24 protein-coding genes are annotated in these 22,237 nt (G+C 63.9%); 13 read left to right on the forward strand and 11 right to left on the reverse strand.

Annotated elements, in window-relative coordinates; genetic code table 11:
- Positions 1–23: 23 nt before the first annotated feature.
- Both D8W71_RS15270 and D8W71_RS15275 read left to right on the forward strand, forming a co-directional pair.
- The gene (locus D8W71_RS15270; protein WP_121114455.1) at positions 24–1,775 is read left to right on the forward strand and encodes a proline--tRNA ligase; all 1,752 of its coding nucleotides are present in this window, start codon (positions 24–26) and stop codon (positions 1,773–1,775) included.
- A 63-nt stretch (positions 1,776–1,838) separates the two neighbouring features.
- The gene (locus tag D8W71_RS15275; RefSeq protein ID WP_121119273.1) at positions 1,839–3,560 is read left to right on the forward strand and encodes an acyl-CoA dehydrogenase; all 1,722 of its coding nucleotides are present in this window, start codon (positions 1,839–1,841) and stop codon (positions 3,558–3,560) included.
- A 46-nt stretch (positions 3,561–3,606) separates the two neighbouring features.
- Here the strand turns inward: D8W71_RS15275 and D8W71_RS15280 are convergent, their stop codons facing one another.
- Together D8W71_RS15280 and D8W71_RS15285 are read right to left on the reverse strand one after the other, a co-directional pair.
- Complete coding sequence (locus D8W71_RS15280) at positions 3,607–4,047, reverse strand: ferritin-like domain-containing protein (RefSeq protein ID WP_121119275.1); 441 nt, start codon at positions 4,045–4,047, stop codon at positions 3,607–3,609.
- Positions 4,044–4,532, reverse strand: a complete 489-nt coding sequence (locus D8W71_RS15285) for a hypothetical protein (RefSeq protein WP_121114457.1) — start codon at positions 4,530–4,532, stop codon at positions 4,044–4,046. The genes D8W71_RS15280 and D8W71_RS15285 overlap by 4 nt, the downstream gene beginning before the upstream one ends.
- 141 nt (positions 4,533–4,673) lie before the next feature.
- Between D8W71_RS15285 and rimP the strand changes: the two genes are divergently transcribed.
- From rimP to D8W71_RS15325, 8 genes are all read left to right on the forward strand, one after another.
- Positions 4,674–5,249 (forward strand): ribosome maturation factor RimP, encoded by a 576-nt coding sequence (rimP, locus tag D8W71_RS15290; RefSeq protein WP_201265089.1) that lies wholly within the window; start codon positions 4,674–4,676, stop codon positions 5,247–5,249.
- On the forward strand, positions 5,246–6,256 hold the full coding sequence (nusA, locus tag D8W71_RS15295; RefSeq protein WP_121114461.1) for a transcription termination factor NusA: 1,011 nt from the start codon (positions 5,246–5,248) through the stop codon (positions 6,254–6,256). Before rimP ends, nusA begins: the two co-directional genes overlap by 4 nt.
- A gap of 55 nt (positions 6,257–6,311) precedes the next feature.
- Positions 6,312–6,704, forward strand: coding sequence for a YlxR family protein (locus D8W71_RS15300; RefSeq protein ID WP_442971975.1), 393 nt, complete (start codon positions 6,312–6,314; stop codon positions 6,702–6,704).
- A 98-nt stretch (positions 6,705–6,802) separates the two neighbouring features.
- Positions 6,803–9,712, forward strand: a complete 2,910-nt coding sequence (infB, locus tag D8W71_RS15305) for a translation initiation factor IF-2 (RefSeq protein WP_121114463.1) — start codon at positions 6,803–6,805, stop codon at positions 9,710–9,712.
- Between the two features lie 93 nt (positions 9,713–9,805).
- A complete protein-coding gene (locus tag D8W71_RS15310) occupies positions 9,806–10,096 on the forward strand; it encodes a DUF503 domain-containing protein (RefSeq protein WP_121114465.1) in 291 nt (96 codons plus the stop codon).
- Between the two features lie 31 nt (positions 10,097–10,127).
- Positions 10,128–10,595 (forward strand): 30S ribosome-binding factor RbfA, encoded by a 468-nt coding sequence (gene rbfA, locus D8W71_RS15315; RefSeq protein WP_121119279.1) that lies wholly within the window; start codon positions 10,128–10,130, stop codon positions 10,593–10,595.
- Positions 10,596–10,600: 5 nt separating this feature from the next.
- On the forward strand, positions 10,601–11,584 hold the full coding sequence (locus D8W71_RS15320; RefSeq protein ID WP_121114467.1) for a DHH family phosphoesterase: 984 nt from the start codon (positions 10,601–10,603) through the stop codon (positions 11,582–11,584).
- Positions 11,571–12,920, forward strand: coding sequence for an MATE family efflux transporter (locus tag D8W71_RS15325; RefSeq protein WP_121114469.1), 1,350 nt, complete (start codon positions 11,571–11,573; stop codon positions 12,918–12,920). Before D8W71_RS15320 ends, D8W71_RS15325 begins: the two co-directional genes overlap by 14 nt.
- A gap of 14 nt (positions 12,921–12,934) precedes the next feature.
- Here D8W71_RS15325 and D8W71_RS15330 read toward each other — a convergent pair whose 3' ends face one another.
- Genes D8W71_RS15330 through D8W71_RS15350 form a run of 5 tightly spaced genes read right to left on the reverse strand, consistent with a single transcriptional unit; the run spans position 12,935 to position 16,282 of the window.
- Positions 12,935–14,008, reverse strand: coding sequence for a sulfate/molybdate ABC transporter ATP-binding protein (locus D8W71_RS15330; RefSeq protein ID WP_201265090.1), 1,074 nt, complete (start codon positions 14,006–14,008; stop codon positions 12,935–12,937).
- On the reverse strand, positions 14,005–14,763 hold the full coding sequence (locus D8W71_RS15335) for an ABC transporter permease (RefSeq protein WP_121119281.1): 759 nt from the start codon (positions 14,761–14,763) through the stop codon (positions 14,005–14,007). Before D8W71_RS15335 ends, D8W71_RS15330 begins: the two co-directional genes overlap by 4 nt.
- A 47-nt stretch (positions 14,764–14,810) precedes the next feature.
- A complete protein-coding gene (gene modA, locus D8W71_RS15340; RefSeq protein WP_121114471.1) occupies positions 14,811–15,614 on the reverse strand; it encodes a molybdate ABC transporter substrate-binding protein in 804 nt (267 codons plus the stop codon).
- A gap of 32 nt (positions 15,615–15,646) precedes the next feature.
- Complete coding sequence (locus D8W71_RS15345; protein ID WP_201265091.1) at positions 15,647–16,045, reverse strand: TOBE domain-containing protein; 399 nt, start codon at positions 16,043–16,045, stop codon at positions 15,647–15,649.
- A 42-nt stretch (positions 16,046–16,087) separates the two neighbouring features.
- Positions 16,088–16,282 (reverse strand): hypothetical protein, encoded by a 195-nt coding sequence (locus D8W71_RS15350; RefSeq protein WP_121114473.1) that lies wholly within the window; start codon positions 16,280–16,282, stop codon positions 16,088–16,090.
- Positions 16,283–16,404: 122 nt separating this feature from the next.
- On the opposite strand from D8W71_RS15350, the gene D8W71_RS15355 reads away from it, so the two are divergent.
- Genes D8W71_RS15355 through truB form a run of 3 tightly spaced genes read left to right on the forward strand, consistent with a single transcriptional unit; the run spans position 16,405 to position 18,938 of the window.
- Entirely contained in the window at positions 16,405–17,328 is a 924-nt protein-coding gene (locus D8W71_RS15355; RefSeq protein WP_121114475.1) for a metallophosphoesterase family protein, read from the forward strand.
- Positions 17,325–17,987 carry a 4'-phosphopantetheinyl transferase Npt gene (gene npt, locus D8W71_RS15360; protein ID WP_121114477.1) on the forward strand — a complete coding sequence of 221 codons (663 nt, stop codon included), beginning with the start codon at positions 17,325–17,327 and terminating at the stop codon, positions 17,985–17,987. The genes D8W71_RS15355 and npt overlap by 4 nt, the downstream gene beginning before the upstream one ends.
- 24 nt (positions 17,988–18,011) lie before the next feature.
- Positions 18,012–18,938, forward strand: coding sequence for a tRNA pseudouridine(55) synthase TruB (gene truB / locus D8W71_RS15365; protein WP_121114479.1), 927 nt, complete (start codon positions 18,012–18,014; stop codon positions 18,936–18,938).
- On the opposite strand, the gene D8W71_RS15370 is transcribed toward truB, so the two are convergent.
- Genes D8W71_RS15370 through D8W71_RS15385 form a run of 4 tightly spaced genes read right to left on the reverse strand, consistent with a single transcriptional unit; the run spans position 18,910 to position 22,234 of the window.
- Entirely contained in the window at positions 18,910–19,644 is a 735-nt protein-coding gene (locus D8W71_RS15370; protein ID WP_121114481.1) for a metal-dependent transcriptional regulator, read from the reverse strand. The genes truB and D8W71_RS15370 overlap by 29 nt on opposite strands.
- 47 nt (positions 19,645–19,691) lie before the next feature.
- Positions 19,692–20,552 (reverse strand): metal ABC transporter permease, encoded by an 861-nt coding sequence (locus D8W71_RS15375; RefSeq protein ID WP_121114483.1) that lies wholly within the window; start codon positions 20,550–20,552, stop codon positions 19,692–19,694.
- Between the two features lie 3 nt (positions 20,553–20,555).
- Positions 20,556–21,305 (reverse strand): metal ABC transporter ATP-binding protein, encoded by a 750-nt coding sequence (locus D8W71_RS15380; protein WP_121114485.1) that lies wholly within the window; start codon positions 21,303–21,305, stop codon positions 20,556–20,558.
- The gene (locus tag D8W71_RS15385; RefSeq protein WP_121114487.1) at positions 21,302–22,234 is read right to left on the reverse strand and encodes a metal ABC transporter substrate-binding protein; all 933 of its coding nucleotides are present in this window, start codon (positions 22,232–22,234) and stop codon (positions 21,302–21,304) included. The genes D8W71_RS15380 and D8W71_RS15385 overlap by 4 nt, the downstream gene beginning before the upstream one ends.
- Positions 22,235–22,237 lie beyond the last annotated feature (3 nt).

The following is a 22,237-nucleotide window of genomic DNA, read 5'->3' on the forward strand; positions in this document are numbered from 1 at the left end:
GGTACCGACTACTCTCGTACCCCGTGATCACCCGTCTTTCGCAGCTGTTCCTCCGCACCCTTCGCGACGACCCCGCCGACGCCGAAGTCGACAGCCACAAGTTGTTGGTTCGTGCCGGATACGTCCGACGCATCGCGCCTGGCGTCTACTCGTGGTTGCCGCTGGGTCTGAAGGTGCTCCGACAGATCGAGAACGTCGTTCGTGAAGAGATGAACGCGATCGGCGCGCAGGAGATCTCGCTCCCCGCGCTGTTGCCGCGTGAACCGTACGAAACGACGAACCGCTGGACCGAATACGGTGATGCGTTGTTCCGCCTGCAAGACCGCAAGGGCAACGACATGCTGCTCGGTCCGACGCACGAGGAGTTGTTCGCGCTCACCGTGAAGGGCGAATACAACTCGTACAAGGATCTGCCGGTCACGCTGTATCAAATTCAGACCAAGTACCGCGACGAAGAGCGTCCCCGCGCCGGCATTCTGCGTGGGCGCGAGTTCGTCATGAAGGATTCGTACTCGTTCGACATGGACGATGACGGACTGAAGAAGTCCTACGAGGCCCATCGTGAGGCATATCAGAGAATATTCGCTCGACTCGGCGTCAAGTACGTCATCGTCGCCGCGACATCCGGCGCCATGGGCGGTAGCGCATCGGAGGAATTTCTCGCCGAGAGTGACATCGGTGAGGACACGTACGTGCGCTGTATCGAGTCGGGTTACGCAGCCAACGTCGAGGCAGTCACCACGCCGGCCCCCGACGCATTGCCGATCGAAGGACAGCCTGCGGCGGTCGACTACGAGACCGGCAACACCCCGACCATCGCGACCCTCGTCGACTGGGCCAACTCGGCAGGGCTCGGCCGTTCGGTCACGGCCGCAGACACGCTGAAGAACATCCTGCTCAAGGTCCGCAACATCGAAGGCGAGTGGGAACTCCTCGCGATCGGTGTACCGGGAGACCGCGAGGTCGACGAGAAGCGTCTGGGGGCGTCGCTGGAACCCGCTGAGTTCGAACTGCTGACCGACGCGGATTTCGAGGCGAATCCATTCCTGGTCAAGGGCTACATCGGACCTCGAGGCCTTCAGGCAGGCGGCGTTCGGTACCTCGTCGATCCCCGCGTCGTCGACGGGACGTCCTGGATCACCGGTGCCGACATCAAGGGCAAGCATGTGGTGAACCTCGTCGCAGGCCGCGATTTCACACCCGACGGAACGATCGAAGCTGCAGAGATTCGCGACGGAGATCCATCTCCGGACGGCCGTGGACCTCTGGTCAGTGCCCGGGGCATCGAGATCGGGCACATCTTCCAGCTCGGCCGCAAGTACACCGATGCCTTCGCCGTCGACGTCCTGGGCGAAAGCGGTAAGCCCGTGCGCCTGACCCAGGGCTCGTACGGTGTCGGTATCTCGCGCTTGGTCGCCGTGGTCGCTGAGCAGAAGCACGACGACAAGGGCTTGCGTTGGCCCGCGGAAATCGCACCGTTCGACGTGCACCTCGTCATCGCGAACAAGGACGACGAGGCCCGTGCAGGTGCGGAGGAGATCGCGTCGGAACTCGATATCCAGGGTCTCGACGTGCTGTTCGACGATCGCAAGGCCTCTCCTGGCGTGAAGTTCAAGGATTCGGAGCTGTTGGGAATGCCGCTCGTCGTAGTCGTCGGGCGTGGGTGGGCCGACGGCAAGGTCGAGCTTCGCGACCGGTTCACCGGCGAGAGCGTCGAACTCGACAAGGACACGGCAACTGCCGAGATCGTGAAGGCAGTTTGTCGGAGGGACTGATTCTCCACCCTGGTCGGTTACTCGCTGGTAGCTTCGAGTGACCGACTAGGAGAGGTGACAACGGTGTCGCAGGTTTCTCTGTTCAATCCCACAAAGCTCGATACGTCGAGGCTCGACGACGAGACAGCCCGACAACTCCAGGCTTTGATCGATTGGTTCGAGGATCGAGGCAAGGCGAGGTTGCTTTCCGAGGATCTCGACGCGGTCTGGACTGCCGACTTCCTGGAGTTTGTGGCAAAGGAGAAGCTCTTCGCGACGTTCTGTACACCAGCTGCATACGCGGACGGTGATCCGAACAAGCGATGGGACGCCTCCCGCAACGCGGTGCTCAGCGAAATTCTCGGGTTCTACGGGTTGTCCTACTGGTACGCGTGGCAGGTCACTGTCCTCGGCCTCGGGCCGATCTGGATGAGCGACAACGACTCGGCCAAGCGCCGCGCCGCGGAACTGTTGGACAACGGCGCCGTCGCAGCATTCGGCCTGTCCGAGCGCGCACACGGCGCAGATGTCTACTCCACCGACATGCTGCTCGAGCCCAGTGCCGACGAGGGGGTCGAGTTCACGGCGTCGGGGGAGAAGTACTACATCGGCAACGGAAACGTGGCGGGTGCCGTGTCCGTCTTCGGGCGCCGCACCGACATCGAGGGTCCCGACGCATACGTGTTCTTCGTTGCGGACAGCGCTCATGCGACCTATTCGTTGCGCGACAACGTCGTTCACGGCCAGATGTTCGTCAGTACATTCGTGCTCGAGAACTACCCGGTGCGGGCCCAGGACATCCTGCACACCGGTGCCGATGCCTTCTCGGCGGCGTTGAACACCGTGAACGTCGGCAAGTTCAATCTCTGCACCGGATCGATCGGCATCGCCGAGCACGCATTCCACGAGGCGATCACGCACGCGCACAATCGGATTCTGTACGGCAACAAAGTTACCGAATTTCCGCACGTGCGAGCGAGTTTCGTCGACGCCTATTCACGTTTGATTGCCATGAAGCTGTTCAGTGCGCGTGCGGTCGACTACTTCAGGTCGGCGAACTCCGAGGATCGCCGCTACCTTCTGTTCAACCCGATGACCAAGGCCAAGGTGACGTCGGAGGGTGAGACCGTGGTGCGGGCGCTGCACGATGTCATCGCCGCGAAGGGGTACGAGAAGGACACGTACTTCCGCGAAGCTGCCCAACTGATCGGTACGTTGCCCAAGCTCGAGGGCACGGTCCACGTCAATGTCGCGCTGATGTTGAAGTTCATGCCCGCATATATGTTCGCGCCCACGGAGTACCCGAACGTCGGCCTTCGTGACGACGCAACGGACGACGCGTTCTTCTTCGCCCAAGGACCCGCTCGTGGCGCGGGAAAGGTTCGGTTTCACGACTGGGCGCCGGTGTACGAGAAGTACTCCGGTGTACCGAATGTAGCCCGCTTCTACGAACAGGTGTTGGCGTTCAAAACATTTCTCACCGACGCTGCGCCGGACGAAAACCAGCAGAAGGACCTCGATTTTCTGCTCCAGGTCGGTCATCTGTTTTCGTTGGTGGTCTACGGACATCTGATTCTCGAGAATGCAGACGCGGTGTCCGCCCAACAGTTGGACCAGATCTTCGACTTTCAGATTCGAGACTTCTCGGCGTATGCCATTGCGCTGCACGGTAAGCCGTCGTCGACCGACGCGCAGCAGCAGTGGGCGCTCGGGGCGGTTCGTAAGCCTGTTGTCGACCGGGTTCGTTTCGACGCGGTGTGGGCAGACGTCGTCGCCTACGACGGTGTGTACGAGATGAATCCCTAGCGCGCGGTCTTCAGCGACGAGCAAATCCTGTTCGAGTCGACTCGAGTCACGGTCGACCGGGAAACGCCACCGTCGACGGAACTACGCCCAGAATCTCCCGCCAATTCGCCAGTCTCAATGCCGCTTCGGTGAGCGCGGTGATTCCGGTCTCCCTCGTGGGGCCGGAATTGCTGCGTTCGACGACAGATCGCCACGCGACGGTCGTGTCCTCCTCGGCCTGCGCGGCCAACTGCGCGGCGGTAATCGGGTCCGTGACCGGGAACGGCGTCGTATATGCCGTGGCGGGTTGCGGCGCTGTGACGCTGGCTGCCTTCAGTGCGTCGATGGTCGCATCTCGACGAGCCCGATGGCTCGCAGCGTAGGTCGCCACCAGGTCGGCGCGCGCGGGGTTGGAGAACGCGCCGACGATGCCGTACGCGAACACCGCCGCGTACTCGGCATTCAGTGCGTCGACGAGCGCCTGCTGTTCCTCTCCCAATTCGTTCATGCCAGCACCACCGTCGTCTGGACCGTGCATGCAGCGCTGATCGAGCCGAGGAGGCCGGCGCGATAGCCGGATTCGTCTCGTGCCGACGACGCTGCACCGCGAGCGGAGTCGTTCAGGCTCGACCTCAGTCCGTCCAAGGTCGGCGCGGTCACAGCGGGAGGTGTCGCGGCAATCGATGCAGTGGTCGACGGCGCGCCCGAAACCCGGTCTATCTCCGCTGCGAGGGCGTCGGCATGGGCGGATCGCTCCGCCTGAACCACCCCGAGGGCACCGGCACGGTCCGGAAGGACGGCGATCAAAGCCCCAGCGGTGGCAGCGTCGGTTCGGGCGAGTCGCAGATGTGTCGTCAGAGCGTCCACCGTCGCAGCCGTGTCCTCGCCCGAGCTGCATCCTGCGGCTGCCGCGAGCCCTGCGGCGGTGAGTGCAGCGGTCGCTGTGAGTCGAAAAACCGAACGGCGAGACAGCGAGCGGGGGGTCGCGAGCATCGGCACGGATCCATGGTGCCAGGTTGGGTCGAACGAGGGTGCACCCGCACCTGGTCACGAACGCCCCGCGATGGCGTTAGGCTGTACGTTCACCGTTCGGCCCTTGATTCGCCCACAACTTCACGAGGAGTGCACGCCACGATGCCTGTTCCGTCCAAGGAGAGGGTCATCGCCCTCCTGTCCGATCTGATCCACGCCAAGGGATTCGACCTGGAAGACGTGAACGTCGTCTCGGCAGGTAAGCACAGTGCGGTCAAGGTCATGGTCGACCGTGAAGAGGGAATCGATCTCGACGCGCTGCCGGCGCTCAGCCGCGACATCTCGGAAGTGTTCGACGGTGTGTCCGATTTCGGAGAGGCGCCGTACATCCTCGAAGTGACCACGCCCGGGATAGACCGTCCGCTCACCGAGGAGCGCCATTGGCGTCGTGCCCGTGGGCGTGCTGTCCGAATCGAGTTGGCCGACGAGAAGGTCGATGGGCGGGTCGGTGTGCTCGCCGACGGTGTGCTCACCCTGGTGACGCGCACCAAAGGCGTGCTGGCCACTCGATCCGTCGCTCTGACCGACGTAGTCAAGGCCGTTGTCCAGGTGGAGTTTTCGCGGCCCAAGGCCGATGAGATGGAGTTGGCCGGCGGTGTCGTCGACGGACGGCCTGCGCCCGCCGATTCCGATGCGATCGTGAATGTGGAAGAACCAGAAGAAGGGGTCGACAAGTGAATATCGACATTGCCGCGCTGCGCGCGATCGAGGCCGAGAAGGGTGTTTCGATCGAGACGGTCATCTCGACGATCCAGACCGCCCTGTTGACGGCGTATCGGCACACCGAGGGTCACCAGCAGCACGCGTGGATCGACGTCGACCGCAAGAGTGGCTCGGTCAAGGTGATGGCGAAGGAAATCGACGCCGACGGAAACACTGTCTCGCAATGGGACGACACGCCGGAGGGCTTCGGGCGCATCGCAGCGACAACCGCGCGGCAGGTAATTCTGCAGCGTCTCCGCGACGCCGAGCACGAACGTTCTTTCGGGGAGTACTCGACGCACGAGGGCGAAATCGTCAACGGCGTCATCCAGCGGGATACGAGGGCGAATGCCAAGGGCACCGTCATCGTGCGTATCGGAAGCGATGCGAACGGCGCCGACGGCCTGCTACCGCCGGCGGAACAGGTGCCCGGGGAGAGCTACGAGCACGGCGAGCGAATCAAGTGCTACGTAGTGGGTGTCGCGCGCGGGCAGCGTGGACCGCAGATCACGTTGTCTCGGACGCATCCCAATCTGGTTCGAAAGCTGTTCGCGTTGGAGGTGCCCGAGATCGCCGATGGGTCGGTCGAGATCATCGCCGTCGCGCGTGAGTCCGGGCACCGATCGAAGATCGCCGTGCAGTCCACGGTGTCCGGCCTGAACGCCAAGGGTGCCTGCATCGGCCCGATGGGCCAGCGTGTGCGCAACGTGATGAGTGAACTGGCCGGCGAGAAAATCGACATCATCGACTTCGACGAAGACCCCGCCACCTTTGTCGGGAATGCCCTGTCGCCGTCGAAGGTTGTGTCGGTCACGGTGGTCGATGCGGCTGCTCGTGCCGCGAGGGTCATCGTGCCGGACTACCAGCTGTCTTTGGCCATCGGCAAGGAGGGTCAAAATGCAAGGCTTGCCGCTCGTCTGACCGGTTGGCGGATCGATATTCGAAGCGACGCGGCTGCGGCACCCGAGTCGACCAGCGGGTAAAGGCGGAATGCGGAGTTCGGAGCAATACAGCGGTAGAGTGGTCGGTGGTTCGGAAATGACCTCCATGTCCCCGCGTCATGAGAACACCGGTTCGACGCAGTCGCGTCCGCCGGTGCGAACGTGTGTCGGGTGCAAGAAGCGAGTTCCGACCGTCGATCTGCTGCGTGTCGTGGTGGGACGGACGGGTGTAATTCCCGACGTTCGCCGTCGACTACCGGGCAGGGGTGCATGGTTGCATCTCGACCCGAGTTGTCTGGACAATGCAGTTCGGCGCCGAGCTTTCGGCAGAGCGTTACGAGTACCCGGAACGGTCGATCTGTCCGCGGTTCACACCTATATCGCCGGTGTGGAAGCGGTCGGCGACGGACCCGAGCGCAGTACATCCAGCGCACAGTCACACACTGGGCGCAGCGCCGTACCCGACGAGAAGAACAGGCACCAGCACTGATGAGCACACCGTGAAGCACCAACGATGAACGTCCATCGGAGTTAACCCGAGGTCGTGCAGGCACCAATGCCTCGCTCGGCCTCTCAGTGAGGAGAGCAGTGGCAGGCAAGGCCCGCGTGCACGAGTTGGCAAAAGAACTCGGTGTCACCAGTAAGGAACTACTCGCACGGCTCAAAGAGCAAGGCGAGTTCGTCAAATCAGCATCGTCCACCGTCGAAGCGCCGGTAGCGCGTCGACTGCGTGAATCGTTCCCGTCCGAGAAGTCGGACTCCGGATCCGACAACGGCCGTCCGAGCGACAGCACACCCAAGCCGAGCACGGGTGCCAAGCCCGGTGGACCGCGACCAGGCCCCAAGCCTGCTGCGCGCCCCACCCCGGCAGCCCCGGCCGCGACCACTCCGGTGGAACCCGCAGCACCGGCACCGGCAGCACCCGCGGAGCCTGTGGCGCCCGCCGCTGAGGCGCCGGCACCGTCGCGTCCGACTCCTGCACCGGCTCGCCCGGCTGCACCAGCAGAGCCTGCTGCGGACGAAGCAACTCCGGCACAGCCGGCCGCATCTGCTTCGCCTGCACCCGCAGGCCCCAAGCCAGGCGCACCAGGACCGAAGCCCGGTCCCAAGGCGCCTCGTGTCGGCAACAATCCATACTCCTCGGCCCCGACCGAGCGTCCCGCTCCGCGTCCGGCACCGGGCAGCCCCCGCCCAGGCGGTGCCGGTCGTCCGGCTCCAGGCCAAAGCGGAGCACGTCCGGCAGCGGCTCAGGGCGGTACCGGTCGTCCGGCTCCGGGTCAGGGCGGCCCTCGCCCGGCTCCGGGTCAGGGTGGACCTCGTCCGAGCCCCGGCTCGATGCCTCCTCGTCCGAACCCAGGTGCAATGCCGACTCGTTCGGCGCGCCCGGGACCGGCTGCAGGTCGCCCCGGTCGCCCAGGCGGCGCACCGGGTGGACGCCCAGGTGGCGGCGCCGGTGGTGGCGGAGGCTACCGCGGTGGCGGTGCCCCGGGAGCTCCAGGTGGAGCACCGGCAGGCGGCGCACCCGCAGGTGGATTCCGCGGTCGTCCCGGCGGCGGTGGCCGTCCGGGCCAGCGCGGCGCAGCGGCAGGTGCATTCGGTCGTCCCGGCGGCGCTGTCCGTCGTGGCCGCAAGTCGAAGCGGGCGAAACGCGCCGAGTACGAAAGCATGCAGGCTCCCGCAGTCGGCGGCGTCAGGCTGCCCCGCGGCAACGGTGAGACCATCCGTCTCGCTCGCGGCGCATCGCTGTCGGACTTCGCGGACAAGATCGACGCCAACCCGGCTGCACTCGTTCAGGCACTGTTCAATCTCGGCGAGATGGTGACGGCAACTCAGTCGGTCAACGACGAGACGCTGGAACTGCTCGGCGGCGAGATGAACTACGTCGTGCAGGTCGTCAGTCCCGAGGACGAGGATCGCGAGCTGCTCGACAGCTTCGATCTCACCTACGGCGAGGACGCAGGCGGCGAGGAAGACCTCGAACAGCGCCCGCCTGTGGTCACGGTCATGGGTCACGTCGACCACGGCAAGACCAGATTGCTGGACTCGATCCGCAACACTGCAGTTCGCGAAGGCGAAGCAGGTGGCATCACCCAGCACATCGGTGCTTACCAGGTGCTGACCGAGCTCGAGGGCAATGAGCGTCTCGTGACGTTCATCGACACCCCCGGTCACGAGGCCTTCACGGCCATGCGTGCTCGTGGTGCCAAGGCCACCGACCTCGCGATCCTGGTCGTTGCCGCGGACGACGGCGTCATGCCGCAGACGGTGGAAGCGATCAACCACGCTCAGGCAGCTGACGTTCCGATCGTGGTTGCGGTCAACAAGATCGACAAGGAAGGCGCGAACCCGGACAAGATCCGGCAGCAGCTGACCGAATACGGTCTCGTGGCCGAGGAGTACGGCGGCGACACGATGTTCGTCGACATCTCCGCCAAGCAGGGCACCAACATCGATGCCCTTCTCGAAGCGGTGCTGTTGACCGCGGATGCCTCGTTGGATCTGCGCGCCAACCCGGACATGGACGCTCAGGGTGTTGCCATCGAGGCTCACCTCGACCGCGGTCGTGGACCAGTGGCCACTGTGCTCATCGCCCGCGGAACGCTGCGAGTCGGTGACTCGATCGTCGCCGGAGACGCCTACGGACGAGTTCGTCGAATGGTCGACGAGCATGGCGAAGACGTCACCGAAGCGCTGCCGTCGCGTCCGGTGCAGGTCATCGGTTTCACTTCGGTACCGGGTGCAGGCGACAACCTGCTCGTGGTCGACGAGGACCGGATCGCCCGCCAGATCGCCGATCGACGCAACGCACGCAAGCGCAACGCGCTCGCCGCGAAGAGTCGCAAGCGCATCAGCCTCGATGATCTCGATGCAGCTCTGAAGGAGACTTCGCAGCTGAACTTGATCCTCAAGGGTGACAACTCGGGAACCGTCGAAGCGCTCGAAGAGGCTCTGCTCGGTATCCAGATCGACGACGAGGTCGAGTTGCGCGTCATCGACCGCGGTGTCGGTGGCGTCACGGAGACCAACGTCAACCTGGCGTCGGCATCCAATGCGATCATCATCGGCTTCAACGTTCGCGCGGAGGGCAAAGCCACCGAGCTCGCCAACCGCGAGGGCGTCGACATCCGGTACTACTCGGTGATCTACCAGGCGATCGACGAGATCGAGAAGGCCCTCAAGGGCATGCTCAAGCCGGTCTACGAAGAGGTCGCTCTCGGCCAGGCCGAGATCCGTGCTCTGTTCCGTTCCTCCAAGGTCGGAAACATCGCCGGTTGCCTCGTCACCTCCGGTACGATCCGTCGCAATGCCAAGGCGCGACTACTGCGTGACAACACAGTGGTTGCCGAGACCGTCACGATCTCCTCGCTTCGCCGCGAGAAGGACGACGCGGTCGAGGTTCGCGAAGGATACGAGTGCGGTCTCACCGTCACGTACTCGGATATCAAGGTCGGCGACGTCATCGAGGCGTACGAGCTCCGTGAGAAGCCGCGCGACTGAGTAGTTGCTGTTCGAACTCATCGACGGCGGCGGTACCGATCGGTACCGCCGCCGTCGAGGTGTTCGATCCTCACCGATGCGAAGGATGGTCTCGTGTACCTGGGTGCCCTCGAGCTCGATGTGTTGCTGGGTGACGTTCGATCGCTCGCCGACAAGCGTTCCACCGTCGAGCCCGTCCTGTCTGCGCTTGCGCGGTTCGGTGTATCGGCTGCCGAGACGGGTGAGCAGAGCCGCTTTCGTCGGTCGTTGTTCGGTATTGCCGCGGTGGGATCGGACGTCGACGGCCTACACGACAAGCTCGACGAATGCGAGCGGCACGTCGCCGAGCGGCATGATCTGGAATTGTTGGCAGTAAGAAGACGAATTTTCGGTCCCGAGGACTGACTCGGCACCGCGTGTGAGGAGGGTGAAGTTCATGGTGGACCAGGCGAGAGCTCGCAGACTCTCCAAGAGAATTGCCGCCATCGTTGCGACGGCCATCGATCACGAGATCAAGGATCCGCGGCTGGCGTTCGTGACAGTCACCGACTGCAAGGTCACAGCGGACCTTCACGATGCAACGGTGTTCTACACCGTGATGGGCGAGGACCTCGATACTGCACCCGACCTGCAGGCAGCGGCTGCCGGTCTGGAGAAGGCCAAGGGAGTGTTGCGGTCCAAGGTCGGCGCGGGAACGGGCGTTCGGTTCACGCCGACGTTGACGTTCGTGACCGATACCGTGCCCGACACGGCTCGTCATATGGAGGAACTGCTCGAACGTGCTCGCCAGGCAGACAGTGAGGTCGCACGCGTGGCCGCCTCGGCAAAGCCTGCGGGAGATCCGGATCCGTACAAGGCGCCGCGCGAGACGGTTTCGGACTCCGAGTCCACCGACGTGGACTGATCGACGTGACGACGACGGCGCCGACTTCCGTGAACGACGCGTTCGCGGCTGCGATCGAACTTCTGGAGTCGGCCAGGACGGCGACCGTTCTGTGCCACGTGCAACCGGATGCCGACACCATCGGCAGCGGCCTGGCAATTGCTCTCGTCCTTCGACGACGCGGGGTGTCGGTGCAGGTCGCGTTCGCGAGTCCCCGTGAACTCCCGGAGTCGATGAACGAGCTGCCGGGCCGGGATCTACTCGCTGCCCCGGACGACGTTCGGGGCGTCGTAGACCTGGTGGTGACGGTCGACGCCGGAAGTCGCGGTCGACTCGGCACCCTTGCGGACCGCATCGACGCGGCCGATGCGTGCCTCGTGATCGATCACCATCGTTCGAACACACATTTCGGCACCCTGAACATCGTCGATGCCGATGCGGAGTCGACAACCGCGGTCATCGTGCGGTTGCTCGACGCCTGGAATGTTCCGGTGGACGCCGATCTTGCACATTGTCTGTTCGCTGGGTTGGTCACCGACACCGGTTCGTTCCGGTGGGTACGCCCCGGATCACACCTTCTCGCCGAAAGGCTCCTCGCGACCGGTATCGACGGTGCCGCAATCGCGCGCAAGCTACTGGACAATCATCCCTTCGGATGGTTGCCGATGCTCGGGTCCGTACTCGGTTCGGCGACGCTCGTCCCGGAAGCTGTTGGCGGCCGCGGGCTCGTCTACGCAGCGATCCTCAGAGGGGACTCGGCCGGGTTGCGTTCGGAGGAGATCGAGAGCGTGATCGATATCGTTCGCACTACGTCCGAGGCAGAGATTGCTGCTGTGTTCAAACAACAATCCGGTGACGAGTGGACAGTGTCCCTTCGGTCCAAGACCGCCGTCGACGTAGCGGCGGTGGCATCGCGTCTCGATGGCGGCGGTCACCGCAATGCCGCCGGATACACCGCTCACGGAACGAAAGCCGATGTCGTCGATGCCCTGATCGATGCCCTCGGCTGAGACGAGCGCAACCGAGGAGGCGTCGCCACGCCGGATAGTCGGACTTGCGCTGCCCGCTCTCGGCGTTCTCGCGGCGGAACCGCTCTACCTACTGTTCGATGCTGCGGTCGTAGGTCGCCTCGGTGCACTACCGCTCGCCGGGCTGGCTGTCGGAGGTCTGGTTCTGGCCCAGGTCAGCACTCAGCTGACATTCCTGTCGTACGGTACGACCGCGCGAGCTGCTCGGCTACATGGGGCAGGCCGGGAACGGGACGCAGTGCGGGAAGGCGTACAGGCCACATGGCTGGCCCTCGGGATCGGTGTCGTGATCATCGGCGTCATGCAGATCCTGTGCGGGCCCATCCTGTCGTTGATCGGTGGCGGGGGAGACATCGCGGACGCGGCAACCGAGTGGTTCCGTGTTGCAGTCGTCGGCGTCCCGTTCATTCTGATCTCTCTTGCAGGTAACGGGTGGATGCGAGGGGTTCAGGACACGGTCAGACCTTTGCGTTACGTGCTGACAGGACTTGGCCTTTCGGCGCTGCTCTGTCCGGTACTCGTGCACGGCCTCGTCGGCTTTCCCGACCTAGGGCTGGTGGGTTCGGCAATCGCGAACGTAGTCGGGCAGTGTGTCGCGGGCGCGTTCTTCGTCGGTGCAGTTGTTCGAGCAGGTGTACCTCTGCGGCCTTCGTGGACGGTGATGCGTGCGCAGCTGGTGCTCGGCCGCGACCTCGTCCTACGCAGTCTTGCATTTCAAGCGTGCTTCCTCTCCGCGGCGGCCGTGGCCTCGAGATTCGGTGCTGCGTCGGTGGCGGCGAACCAAGTAGTGCTGCATATGTGGAACCTTGTGTCGCTCACCCTCGACTCGCTCGCGATCGCGGCACAAACACTGGTGGGGGCAGCGCTCGGTAGATCCGACGTCGGCGGTGCGACGCGCCTCGGGTGGCGCCTGACGATCTGGTCGACGGTGTTCGCTGTCGTTATCGCCGCGGTGTTCGCAGGTGGCTACTCGGTGATTCCTGGTCTGTTCAACACGGACCAGTCGGTAATCGAGGCCATGCACTCGATCTGGTGGGTGTTCGTGGCGATCGTTCCCATCGCGGGTGTCGTCTTCGCACTCGATGGTGTACTGCTCGGAGCCGGCGACGCCGCGTTCCTCCGCACTGCCACGCTGGTATGCGCGTTGGTCGGATTTCTTCCGTCGATTTGGATGGCCCTTGCGTTCGACTGGGGTCTGCGCGGAATCTGGTTCGGACTCGGCATCTTCGTCGCACTGCGCATGATCGCTGTCGTCGCACGGACGCTGTCGGGAAAATGGGCTCTCGTCGGTGCTGACATTCAGCGTGGGACCGTCTGATCCACGCGCATCCGTCATCTCGAAGACGGGTGAATCGTCACCTCCTGACTCTTGACGACGAAGTACACCTCCATGCCCGGTTCGAGTAACAGGTCGGCGACAGCGGCAGGAGTGACGTCGGCTGCGATACCCGGGCTGCCGTCCGGATTCTTCGCCGCGCGTAGACGAACGGTTGCGCCCTGTACGTCCATCTCGGCGATCGTGACGGAAAAGATGTTGCGTGGGCTGGCGTGCGGGGCGTCGAGGTGGACCGCGACCGAGGACGGTGCGAACACAGCGACCGCGCTGCCTGTGACGGGTTCGCCGTGGCCGTGCACCATCGTGTCCCAGCTCGTTGTCACCGAGCAGGCGCCGTCCGCGGTCCCGGCGACGAGGTTGACGCCTGCGATTCGTGCGGCGAATGCACTGCGCGGCGCGGTGAGAACCTCGGTCGTCGGGCCGCGCTCGACGATTCTGCCTTCGTCGACGACGATGACGGTGTCCGCCAGAGCGAGAGCGTCGAGCAGGTCGTGGGTGACGATGACGGCTGTGCGTCGCTGTTCACGCAGCACCGTGCGCAGAAGGCGTCGTACCGCGGGTGCGGTGTCGATGTCGAGTGCGGCCATCGGTTCGTCGAGCAGAAGGACTCGCGGGTCGGCCGCCAAAGCTCGAGCGATGGCGACGCGCTGCGCTTGTCCGCCCGACAGTTTGTTCGGCCGCCGGTCGGCGAGCTCGAGAGCGCCCACCGCCTCGAGCCACGTCCGTGCCGCAGTGCGGGCGTCACGCCTGCCGATTCCGCGGCTGCGCGGTGCGAACGAGACGTTCGCCTCGGCGGACAGGTGAGGAAACAGCAGTGCCTTCTGCGTCAGACTGGCGACGCCGCGTGCGTGAGGCGGAACGAAAGTTCCTGTGGCGGTGTCGGTGACGACGTCGTGTCCGAGGACGACGCGTCCGGTGTCCGGCCTGAGCAGGCCCGCAACAAGCGAGAGAAGAGTCGTCTTTCCGGTGCCGTTCGGACCGAGAACGGCAACCGTTTCGCCGTCCGCCGCCTCGAACTCGAAATTCACTCCACGCTGCGTGATTTCGGCACGGAGAGATATCGAACTCACAGGGCGCCGCCGACCCGTCGACCTCGCGCCGCGACGACGATGATCGCGGCGACCACGATGAGAAGCAGCGACAGCGCAACAGCGGCATCGGCATCGGTTTCGCGTTGCAGGTAGATCTCCAGCGGTAGCGTGCGAGTCTTGCCTTCCAACGATCCCGCGAATGTCAGGGTTGCGCCGAATTCACCGAGAGCGCGGGCGAATGCGAGCACAGCGCCGGAGACGAGACCGGGAAGTACCAATGGAATGGTGATCCGCCGCAGGACGGTGGTGGGTCTGGCTCCGAGAGTCGCGGCAATCGTCTCGTAGTCGCGGCCCGAGGTGCGCAGCGCGCCCTCGAGACTGACGACGAGGAAGGGGATCGAGACGAAGGTCTGCGCAAGTACGACCGCTGTCGTCGAGAATGCAATCGAGATTCCCCATGCGTCGAGGTATTCGCCGAGCAATCCGAGTCGACCGAATGTGTAGAGCAACGCGATTCCGCCGACTACCGGCGGCAGAACGAGGGGGAGCAGTACAAGTGCACGGAGAACGGACAGTCCGGGGAACTCTGTGCGTGCGAGCACCAGCGCCATCGGGACTCCGAAGATCACGCACAGAACAGTGCTCGTCGCAGCTGTCTTCAGACTCAACAGCAATGCTGTTCGCGAAGATTCGGAGGTGACGAGCGAAACGAAGTTGGACCAATCGATTTTCAGGAGAATCGCGACGAGGGGGAGAACGACGAACAATGCTCCGATCGCCGCGGGAACGAACATCCAGGTCGGCAAGCCGATTCGGACGTCGTTCCCGGTACGAGACAAGGTCACGGCGCAGCGAATCCGGCGTCCGCCAGTACCCGACGACCGGCGTCGCTGGTGACGAGGGTCTCGAACGCCGATGCGGTAGCTGCATTTTCGCTGCTTTTCAACACTGCGATCGGATAGGTGTTGACGGCCGTGGACGACTCGGTGAACGGCACGGCCGTCACCTGGTCGCCGACGCCTGCTGCGTCGGTCACGTAGACGAGTCCCGCGTCGGCCTGGCCCGAGGTGACCTTGCCTAAAACGTCGGTGACTGCGGACTCCTCGCTGACCGCCGGAATCGTGACAGCGGTCGACTCTTCGACCTTCTTGGTCGCGCTACCGCACGGCACCTGCGGCGCACAGATCACCGTCAGGACGTCGGGGTTTGCGAGATCGGCGAAGGAGCCGATGTTCTTGGGATTGCCCGGCGCAGTGACGATCGTCAGTGTGTTGGTCGCGAAGTTCACGGGTTCGCCCTCGATGAGGTCACCGTCGACTGCCTTGGTCATGTTGTTGGTGTCGGCGGACGCGAAGACATCCGCAGGCGCCCCCTGGGCGAGCTGCGTGACGAGGTCGGAGGAACTCGCGAAGTTGAATTCGACCGAGGTGCCGGGGTTCTCGGCCTCGAAGCTTTCCGCGAGTTCGGTGAATGTCGCCTTCAGGGAAGCGGCCGCGAACACTGTGATGGAACCGGTGACGTCCGAGTGTGCGGCGGTAGCAGCCGTATCGGTCGAACTGGTGGGATTCTCCGGGCTGGAACATCCGGCCAGGAGAGCAGCAGGTGCTACCAGTGCGACGAGGGCCGGGGCGAGTGATCGTTTCAAGGGCGGTCCTCACAGATTCACGATGCCGGGCATCAGGGTGCCTCGACGATGACGGTGGTTGCTTTCACAACAGCGACGGAGATTGTCCCCGGCTCCAGGCCGAGATTGCGGACGGATTCGGTGCTCATCAGCGACACGACGGTGAACGGTCCGCACTGCATCTCGACCTCGCTCATGACCGTGTCCGAGGTGACCTTGGTGACCAGACCCACGAGCCGGTTGCGTGCTGAGCTGCCGCTGCCGGTCGGGTCGGGGGGTGGGGAGGCGTGCGCGCGGGCGAACTGTGCGAGTTCGGCACCGTCGATGACTTTCCTGCCTGCGTCGTCCTTGTCTGCAGGCAGCGCGCCGCTGTCGATCCAGCGTCGAACCGTGTCGTCACTCACACCGAGGAGAGCGGCGGCGTCCTTGACGCGAATCCGTGAATGCGGCACATCGGTGACTCTAGACCAGCAGATACGGACGTTGTGTGCGACTCAACGATTTCTGCGCGAGATGACCGCGCGCGAGAGAACATGCGCGGCCAGTAGAGCGACTGCGCAGACGATTGCGGTGATCACGAAGCCAGACCAGAAATTGTCCGAAGCTATGCCGGCCAGGAAGGCGGCCATCACGGTGATGACTGCGCCTGCGCGCAACCCGTTTCTGTCGGAGGCCGAGAGGTTGCTCATCTTTTCGATTGTGCACTGCCTGTGGCCCACCCTGCGAATGCAGCCCGGGGAATCGCGGGAGAAGATGGGGCGTTGGGATGACAGTTGGACCGGAAAACAATCGAACGGAAGGACGGCAGCGAGTGTCAGCCAAGCTCTGGGCAGTCAGCGATATTCACGTCGGGCACCGAGGCAACCGACCGGTCACCGAGGATATCCATCCCGAATCGCCCGAAGACTGGCTCATTGTCGCCGGTGACGTCTCGGAGAAGACGGACGACATCAAGTGGGCGCTCGAGCTGCTGCGAACCCGTTTCGAACGGGTCATCTGGGTGCCGGGAAATCACGAACTGTGGACGACTGCCAAGGACCCGGTGCAGATTCACGGTGTACCCAGATACGAGTACCTGGTGAACCTGTGTCGCGAGATCGACGTCGTGACCCCGGAAGACCCCTACCTTCTCTGGGAGGGCGAAGGCGGGCCGGCAACGCTCGTTCCGATGTTCTTGCTCTACGACTACTCGTTTCTTCCCCGGGGTGCGATCGACAAGGAGCATGGCCTGAAGATTGCCAGGGACAAGAATGTCGTCGCGACCGACGAGTTCCTCCTGTCGCCGCAGCCCTACGCCACCCGTGACGCTTGGTGTAACGCACGGATCGACAGCACGAAAACACGGCTCGATGCCCTCGACTTGTCGATACCGACGGTGTTGATCAACCACTTCCCGATGGTTCGTCAGCCGACCGACGTCCTGTTCTACCCCGAGTTCGCGCTGTGGTGCGGCTCGACGAAGACGGCCGACTGGCACACCAAGTACAACGCGATCTGCTCGGTCTACGGTCACCTTCACATTCCTCGAACCACCTATTACGACGGTGTTCGCTTCGAGGAAGTGTCCGTCGGATATCCCCGGGAATGGCAGCGGCGAGGATTGCCGGCTAACGTTCTTCGCCAGATTCTTCCCGTTCCGGAGTACCCCGAAGGAACGTTGAACAAATGGGGTGGCCACTTCACCGTCACACCCGAGATGGAAGCCGAAGTCGAGAAGATGAGGGCGGACAAGTGATCGAGTCGATTCTGCCGAATGGAGTGGTGGCTGCGGAACTGTTCGAGGATCCGCCCGGTTTGCAGCCGCATCCACTCGAGGCACCCCTCGTGGCCAAAGCGGTGGACAAGCGTAAGCGAGAATTCACGTCGGCCCGGCACTGTGCGCGCATCGCCATGGACAAACTGGGCGTCGAGCAGGCCCCGATCATGCGTGGCACATCCGGCGCCCCGCAGTGGCCCAAGGGAGTCGTCGGTTCGCTGACACATTGCGACGGCTACCGAGGTGCCGTTCTCGGGTATGCGATGCAGGTCAGATCGGTCGGTATCGACGCGGAACCGCACGGCGCACTGCCGGATGGCGTGCTCGACGCCGTGAGCCTGCAGGCCGAACGCGACTGGCTTGCGACCGCAGGCTCGGACGTGCACTACGACCGACTCTTGTTCTGTGCCAAAGAGGCGACGTACAAGGCGTGGGAGCCGTTGACGGGAAGATGGCTCGGGTTCGAGGATGCCCACATCACGTTCGAGCGGACGGGAACGGGCGCCGACATCTCTGGAACTTTTCACTCCGAACTTCTGGTGCCGGGTGATGTCGTGTCGGGGTCGCCGTTGTCCTCGTTCGACGGTCGCTGGCTCGTATCGGACGGTTTGATCGTCACCGCCATCGCAGTGACGTAGCGGTTTCAGGCAGAATGACCTTTCGTGTCTGCACGTGGAAAGTTGTCCTCCGGCCTCGTCGGCGCCGGGTTGCTGATCGTCGACAAGGACTCCGGGGTGACGAGTCACGATGTTGTAGCGTCGTGCCGCAAACTCCTCGGGACTCGCAAGGTGGGTCACGCAGGAACTCTCGATCCGATGGCCACCGGCGTTCTGGTTCTGGGGATCGAGCGGGCCACCAAGATGCTGGGGTTGCTCGCCCTCACCACCAAGGCGTACACCGCGACGATTCGGCTGGGGCGTACTACCACCACTGACGACGCCGACGGCGAGACGGTGGCCGACCATTCGGCACTCGGCGTCGACGACGCGGCGATCGCCCAGCAGGTGGCTCTCCTCACCGGGGACATCGAGCAGGTTCCCTCCAGCGTCAGCGCCATCAAGGTGGACGGTCAGCGCGCGCACCGCTTGGTCCGGGCCGGTGAGGAATTCACGATCCCTGCGCGCCGCGTGACCGTCACCCGATTCGACGTGACCGCGCGTCGCGACGTGACGGATCCCGGATTCGTGGATCTCGACGTGGAGGTCGACTGTTCGTCCGGCACCTACATTCGCGCACTTGCCCGGGATCTGGGAGCAGCGCTCGGCGTCGGCGGGCACCTGACCGTGTTGCGCCGTACCCGGGTCGGTCCGTTCACGCTGGAGCATGCCCGTACGCTCGCGGAGTTGGCTGACGACCCCGCCGTGAGTCTCGACATCGACGAGGCCGCTCGTACGGCGTTCGCGCACAGGCAAGTGGACGCAGACGAGGCCGAGGCGATCAGTCAGGGACGGTGGCTGGACCCGGTCGGTTTACCAGGCGTGTACGCGGCGATCGATCCCACGGGCCATACGATTGCCCTTCTCCAGGAGAAGGGAAAGCGCGCAAGTTCGGTGATGGTGGTCAGGCCTGCGACACTTCGAGGCCTGTGACGCGCGAGGGCACCATCCAAATGGCTTCCGCTGCACGCTGGCCGAGATCGAGCGAACTGCGCTCGGAGTGGCCGAGTTCGATGGCGACGGTCCCAGCGTAATCGCGTCTTTCCAGCACCGTGATATTCAGGTCGAGCGCAATGCCCACCGAATCGAAGTACCGAAGCATTGCCGGGTCGGAATCAGAGATGCGCGCGATGCGTCCGCACTGGCCGTCGACGTAGTCACTGAGCCGGGTCGCCTCGGGTGAGGTGATGTCGCCATCGACCGAAGGAATGGGATCCCCGTGCGGATCGCGTTCGGGGAAGCCCAGTTTGGCGTCGATCCTTGACATCATGAGGTCCGACACGGCGTGCTCGAGGATCTCGGCTTCGTCGTGGACCTCGTCCCAGCCGTAGCCGAGTTCGCGGACGAGGAACGTCTCGATGAGACGGTGGCGTCGCACCATGGCGATGGCGGCGCTGCGCCCGCGATCGGTCAGGGAGATCGCGCCGTACCGTGCGTGGTCGACCATGCCCTGATCGGCGAGTTTGCGGATGGCCTCGGACACGGTCGACGCGGACACGCCTATGCGTTCGGAGAGCATCTTGGTACTGACCGAGTCCTCGCTCCACTCGCTCGCGGTCCAGATGACCTTCAGGTAGTCCTGCGCAACGGCCGACAAGGAGACCTCCGCCGCCGATCGGTCGTCTGTACGTTCCACCACGCCGATAGCTTAGGCAATCCAACCGGAAATGACACGTCAGCTCGTCGTCACACGGCTGCTCTGTCGCGCCTGCGCACTGCGCGCGTCACGATGCCCTGAGTGGGGCTGAACAGATAGGCGAGCGTGAACACCAGACCCTGCGACAGCACGACGGTTCCTCCCGAGGAGACGTCGAGGTAGAAGCTCACGTAGATCCCCACCACGGCGCACCCGACGCCGATTGCGGGGGCGAGGACGAGCATGCGCCCGAATCGTTGGGTGAGAAGGTAGGCCGTCGCTCCCGGGGTGATCAACATGGCCACAACGAGAATCACGCCTACGGCCTGCAACGCAACCACCGTGGTCAGAGCCAGCAGCGTCAGCATGAGGCCGGACAAGAACGTCGGCGAGATGCCGACTGCTCGCGCCTGGGTGCGATCGAATGCGAACAAAGTGAAGTCGCGTCGCTTCGCGATCATGATCAGAAGTGCGAGGCCACCGAGTGCGACGACCTGCCACATGTCGCTCTGGGAGACACCGAGCAGATTCCCGAACAGAATGTGGTTGAGATCGATCTGGCTCGGAAACTTCGAGATCAGGACCACTCCCAGCGCGAACAGCGTCGTGAACACCACGCCGATGGCGGCGTCCTCCTTGACGAGTGTGGTGTTGCGCACGACCCCGATCGCACCGACCGCAACCAGTGCGAACAGCAGCGCGCCGATCGCGAACGGTGCACCGAGCAAGTAGGACAGTGCGACACCCGGCAGGACGGCGTGCGACACGGCGTCACCCATCAGTGACCAGCCGATGAGCACGAGCCAGCAACTGAGCACGGCGCACACGACAGAGGCGACGACTGTGACGAGCAGGGCTCGCTGGATGAATGTGTACTGCAGTGGTTCGACGAAGAAGTCGACGATGTACATCGGTCAGCTCGCTTCAGTAGTTCGTAGTGGGTCGATACCGAAGGCGAGCGCCAGGTTCTCGGGCCGCAGGACGTCGGCGGGACTGCCGTGCATCAATACTCGCTGCTGGAGAAGGACTGCTTCGTCGCACAGGTCGGGCAGCGCGTGCAGATCATGTGTGGAGACCAGGACCGACGCGCCCGCTGCAGTCAGTTCGCGAAGCAACCTGGTGATCGTCGCTTCTGTTCGTTTGTCGACTCCGGCGAACGGCTCGTCCAGCAGAAGCAACGACGCTTCCTGGGCAATCGCTCGTGCGACGAATGCTCGTTTGCGCTGGCCGCCGGACAACTGACCGATCTGCCGATCGGCCAGTTCGGTGAGGTCGACGCGGTCCAGCGCGCGGGCGACGGCGTCACGGTCGGAGGCGCGTGGGGTTCGCATCCAGTTCTGTTTTCCGTATCGGCCCATCATCACCACGTCGCGGACGCTGACCGGAAAGGTCCAATCGACGGACTCGCTCTGCGGAACGTAACTCACCGTGCCGTGCTTGCGGGCCGCCGCCGACGGGCCGCCGAAGATTCGGATCGATCCCGAGTCCGGTCGGACCTCGCCCATGATCGCTTTGAACAGCGTCGACTTTCCCGATCCGTTCATGCCGACGAGGCCGCACACTCGACCGGATTCCAGGGTCAGCGAGGCGTCGATCAATGCTGTGACGTCGCGGTAGGCAACGCCTACACCTGAGACTTCCAAAGCGGGAATTCTCGTGTTCATCTGTGCTCTCCCAGGAGTGCGTCGGCGATGGTTCGGGCGTCGTAGGTCAGCAGGTCGAGATACGTCGGAACAGGGCCGTTCGCATCGCTCAGCGAATCGACGAACAGCGTGCCACCGAACCGGGCGCCGGTGTCCTCGGCAACCTGCCGCTGTGCCTTGTCCGAGACGGTGGATTCACAGAAGACCGCGGGGACGTCGTTCTGTTTCACGAAGTCGATGGCTGCGACGACCTGTTTCGGTGTTCCTTCCTGTTCGGCGTTGACCGGCCACAGGTATGCCTCCTGCAGATCGAAGTCGCGTGCCAGGTAACTGAACGCGCCCTCACACGACACAAGAGCCCGTTGGTTGGCGGGCAACCTGTCGAGGTCGGCTTTCAAGCCGGCTCCTACTGCCGTGATCCGGGCTTTGTACTCGTCGGCGTTGGAGCGGTAGCTTCCGGCGTTGTTCGGATCGAGGCGCGCGAACGCGGAGGCGATGTTGTCGACGTAGGTCTCGGCAACCGCGGGCGACATCCACGCGTGCGGATTGGTCTTGCCCGCATAGGCGTCGCCCCGAATGAAGACTGGCTCGACGCCGTCGCTGACAACGGCGTGAGGTGCAGGCACCCGCTCGACGAACTTCTCGAACCAGGCTTCGAGACCGAGACCGTTGTCGAGGATCAGTTCGGCCTGTTCTGCTGTGCGCAGGTCACCGGGAGTCGGTTCGTACCCGTGAATTTCGGCGCCGACCTTGGTGATCGATTCGACCCGGAGGTGATCGCCCGCGACGTTGCGTGCCATATCCGCGAGAACCGTGAACGTGGTGAGAACGAGTGGTCGCCCGTCGTCGACGAGGTCCGGTTCGTCGTCACCGACCGCCCTCGCGCATCCGCTCACCGTTGCAGCGCCGACCAGCACTACTACGATGAAGCGAAAAAATAAGTTAGGCACCCC

Source organism: Rhodococcus sp. P1Y (genome assembly GCF_003641205.1).
Lineage (GTDB): Bacteria > Actinomycetota > Actinomycetes > Mycobacteriales > Mycobacteriaceae > Rhodococcoides.